General features: G+C 46.7%; 1 protein-coding gene and 1 pseudogene. Both read right to left on the reverse strand.

Annotation, left to right across the window (positions count from 1 at the left end):
- A partial coding sequence (locus D0T60_RS18435; RefSeq protein ID WP_163219944.1) for a hypothetical protein occupies nucleotides 1–956 on the reverse strand: 956 nt, incomplete at its 3' end.
- A 132-nt stretch (nucleotides 957–1,088) separates the two neighbouring features.
- Nucleotides 1,089–1,427: pseudogene (locus D0T60_RS18440) on the reverse strand (hypothetical protein); the annotation flags it as partial.

Below are 1,427 nucleotides of genomic sequence, written 5' to 3' on the forward strand. Positions count from 1 at the left end.
GCCAAACGGATAGAATCCTGTTCGTGAGGCAATAAAGCCTGAACTTCTTCGGGACGAAGGCTTTGCAGATAAGCGCTGCGGAATTTGGCAGGCACGGAGTTCAAAGAGATTGTGCGCTTTTCGGGAGCACCGGCTTCCAATTTTCTTTTTATTTTTTCGTAAGTACGGTTCAAGCGAACGGTATCTCTACCGGAACCCAGACGACGACGCAACTCGAACTCGTATTGCTTGCGGGCTTTAGCCAAAGCCTGTTCGTGCAGGTAACGCTGATTGGCGTTGTATTCGCTATTGCGCATTTCTTCTTCGGCCAACCATTGCTCGTAAGAAGCGGCATATTTAAAACGACTCTGAAAATCGTTCAAACCGGCTTTCCGGCGTTCTTTCAATTCGCGGTCTACGGTTTTCTGATCCACAAAAGTGGTATTGTAGGCAGAAGAGTCGACTAATGAAGCCAGGTACTCATCGTAACGGGCATAGTCTTCTTTTTGCTTCTTAACGAAGTTCTTTCCACGAATCACTACCTCTTCGAGAGCTACCAAAGAGTCGGTAAGTTGAAGTTCGGGCATCAGGCTCACCTGATAGTCATCCGAGAGAAACTGCTTGGGAACATGAATCACAAAGTCGACAGCCACATAACCCTCACGAACACTCGTGAAGCGCGTGCGGGAGGTTACCTTCACCTCGGGAAGCACATAAACACGACTTGTATCCAAGCGTTCGTCGGTATTTTGAATGGTAGGTTCATCATTCTCCGGCAAAGCTACCTGAGTGAAGTTAACCTGTTCGCTCAATACTGTACCTCCTGCCTTGCCACCACCGGGATGGGTTATGGAAACGCGCGAAGTCTCTAAGAAAAGACGCTCGGTGAGCAGGCGTTTCGGACGGGAAGTACCGCAGGAGTAAAGAAAGGCTCCCAACAATACAAGACCTAAGAACTTTATAAACTTTCTATTCATTGATTTACTTCTTTTATTATCTACTGGTGAACGAAGTGTTTCGTGCCGTGAAACAATGTGTTTAGTGCCATGAAACAATGTGTTTGGTGCCTTGAAACAATGTGTTTAGTGCCTTGAAACAAATTCGTCTTTTTATTGTCTATTGCGTTTGGCTTGTTTTTCAATATCTTCGAGTTTCTTATTCAACTCTTCCTGGTTATGAGCAGCTTCCTGAACACCGGCCGAAGCGGCTTGTTTCAAATAGGTTGCTGCCTGCTCGTACTCTTCGAGAGCTAAGTTCACTACGCCCAGGTTGTTCCATGCACTGGCAAGATTGCCGGCACGCTCCAACAAACGGCGGGCACTCTGGTATTCTTTGTTACGAATCAACAGGGCGGCAGCATTGCTGTTAGCCACAGGGTCGTTAGGATAATAACGAGGAATTAATTCCATGATTATATCGCGGTATTCTTTGCTGTCCACTCCGTAATC

The sequence above is a fragment of the Bacteroides sp. 224 genome (genome assembly GCF_010500995.1).
Lineage (GTDB): Bacteria > Bacteroidota > Bacteroidia > Bacteroidales > Bacteroidaceae > Bacteroides.